The organism is Petrotoga halophila DSM 16923, assembly GCF_002924615.1.
The window spans coordinates 1-2,664 of record NZ_JALY01000104.1 but is presented as its reverse complement, the minus strand read 5'-3'; the positions used below and the strand labels follow the sequence as shown (position 1 = coordinate 2,664).

The 2,664-nt window shown below is 36.1% G+C and carries 3 protein-coding genes; all 3 read left to right on the top strand.

Going from position 1 to position 2,664, the window contains the following annotated elements:
* Nucleotides 1-203: hypothetical protein (locus tag AA81_RS14400; RefSeq protein WP_211292654.1), on the top strand; the 203-nt coding region annotated here is incomplete at its 5' end.
* Between the two features lie 98 nt (nt 204-301).
* Nucleotides 302-1,816 carry an IS21 family transposase gene (gene istA / locus AA81_RS04570; RefSeq protein WP_245863455.1) on the top strand — a complete coding sequence of 505 codons (1,515 nt, stop codon included), beginning with the start codon at nt 302-304 and terminating at the stop codon, nt 1,814-1,816.
* Entirely contained in the window at nt 1,806-2,552 is a 747-nt protein-coding gene (istB, locus tag AA81_RS04565) for an IS21-like element helper ATPase IstB (protein WP_103898342.1), read from the top strand. The genes istA and istB overlap by 11 nt, the downstream gene beginning before the upstream one ends.
* Nucleotides 2,553-2,664: the final 112 nt, after the last annotated feature.

Here is a 2,664-nt window from a genome sequence, read left to right as displayed (position 1 = left end):
ACCATCTGTTGGACCAATTGTCGGGATACTTTCTAAAACGCTTAAAAGTATGGGAATTGCTACTACAAAGTGGGGTGATAAAAATGAGCGATAAGAAAAAGGAAGAATTTAAGCTATTAGAAGATTTTTTCAGCGATTATTATAAGATTTTTCATGAGTATCTTTTTCCTGCACTTACTAAACGAAAAGTGTACCAAAAATAAGAGTCGGCTAAACGAAAAGTGTACCACCCTATCACACAAATCCTGTATAATGAATTTGGATAAAAAAATTGTACAGGAGGAAAAGAAAGGTGATAGAGATGGTACAATACAATTATATAAGATTTTTGTATTTTAACAAACACAAAAGTCAAAGAGCGATAGCAAAAGAAATGGGGATACACAGAGCAACGGTCAAAAGAGCTATCGAGAACCCAGAACAGAAGTATCATATGAACGTTGAGAGAGATAAACCTGTAAATGGTGATTTTGAAAAACGTATCAAACATTTGTTGGAATACAATTCAAACCAACCCAAGAATCAAAAGTTAACCAAAAGGCGTATATACGAACTCATCTGTGAAGAAGGATACAAAGGAAGTTATTCCTCCTTCACCTATCAAGCAAGGAAGATAGAAGAGAAACTTGGTATCAATCAAAAAGAAGGTTTTTTGAAATTAGTGCCACTAAGAGGTAGTATGCAGGCAGACTTTGGTGAAGTTTACGTGATGCAAGATAAGATGCCAAGAAAGATACACGTATTCTGTGCAAAGTTATGCTACAGCAAGGTGGAGTTTGTTAAAGCTTATCCAGGAGAGTCTACAGAGTTTTTCTTTGATGGATTAACATCGGCGTTTGATTTTTTTGGTGGAGTTCCAAAAAAGATAATCTTTGACAATTTAAAACCTGCGGTGAAGGAAGTACTAACAGGAAGAGAAAGGATACTACAAGAAGAGTTTGTCAAATTCCAGTCCTTCTACTGTTTTGAATCTGAGTTCTGTGGTCCAGCTAAAGGCAATGAAAAAGGGATGGTAGAAAACCTTGTTAAATACGTTGAAAACAACTACTTCCTACCGAGAGTTGAGTTCAAAAGTTTTGATATACTCAATTTGGAATTGAAGGAAAAATGTCATCAAAGGCTCAAAAAAGGAAGGTATGAAGGAGAGAGTTGGGAAAAGAGAATCCTTGATGAAGATTTTCTTCCTCTCAAAGAAAGATACGTATATGCAAGGATAAAGGAAGCAAAAGTTGACACATACCAACTGATTCATTTGGAAAAGAACAGATACTCTGTACCAACAAATTACGTTGGTAAAAAGGTTGAAATTCACATCTACCCATTCAAGGTAAAGGTAATCTACAAAGGAGAAGTTATAGCAGAACACGAAAGGATGTTTGGGAAAAACAAAGAGAGTTTAAACCCATACCATTTTCTACCTTTACTAAGAAAAAAGGCAAGGGCATACGAACAAGCTAAGGTCATTCAAGATTGGGGATTACCTCAGATATATGAAAAGTACCATAAGATGCTGCAAGCTCATCTTAACTCTGATTCAAAAGGAACAAGAGAGTTCATAGACATACTAAAATTAACCCAACAATACACCGTTGAAGTTGTTGCAAAGGTACTAAAGGAATTGGACGAAAAGAACCGCTACAGTTACCAAGAAGTGTTAAGCGTACTAAGGTATCAAACACAACACAAACCCAAAACGGAACTCCTATCGGAAGAAAAGCTAAAATCCCTTGACGTAGACAAACACACCACCACTTACATGTCTTTAAGCACTTACAATGAACTACTTCGAAAAGTGGGGTGTGAAAATGAAAGATGAACTAAGAGAACAGCTGAAATATTGTCGACTATCTGGTATATTAGAACGGTATGACGATATACTACAAGAGGCAAAAAGAAACGATTGGGACAACGAAAGATTTTTTGAAACTTTGATTCAATGTGAAGTCCTATCAAGGGGGAACAACAGATTTCAAAGGTTGTTACACCAAGCAAAGTTCCCTAATCTAAAGACGATAGACCAATTTGATTTCAGTCAAGCGCCTTACCTATCAAAGAAGGAAATACTGGAACTCAGTCAATGTAAGTTCATCGAAGAAAAGACAAATCTTTTGTTCTTAGGATCACCAGGTGCAGGAAAAACACACATAAGTATAGCGATAGGAATACAAGCATGTAAGAAAGGGAAAACAGTAAGTTTTTTCACAGCAGCCAACCTTGGGAACCTCTTAGTTGAAATGCAGGAAGAACGACAACTAACAAAATTCCAAAAAAAGCTGAGCAAAGTAGACTTACTAATAATTGATGAACTAGGATACGTGCAGTTATCCGACCAAGTTACACAACTCATGTTCCAAATATTCTCTGAAAGGTATGAAAAAGGATCTATCTTAGTAAACAGCAATCTTGAATTTGCAGAATGGGCTAAAATATTTCACGATGAAAGGATGACAGCAGCGATTATCGACAGGTTAATCCACAACAGTAAGATAATACTATTCAACGGAGAAAGCTACCGTTACAGGAACCAAAGACGAGAAATTCAGCAAAAGTGATAAATATTCGATTTTTCTCTTTTCATATGAAAAGAGAAAGAAAAGAACTTCTTCTTTCTATATGGTACATAATTAGGTTAGCAGGGTGGTACAGTATTCGGTTAGCCATAGC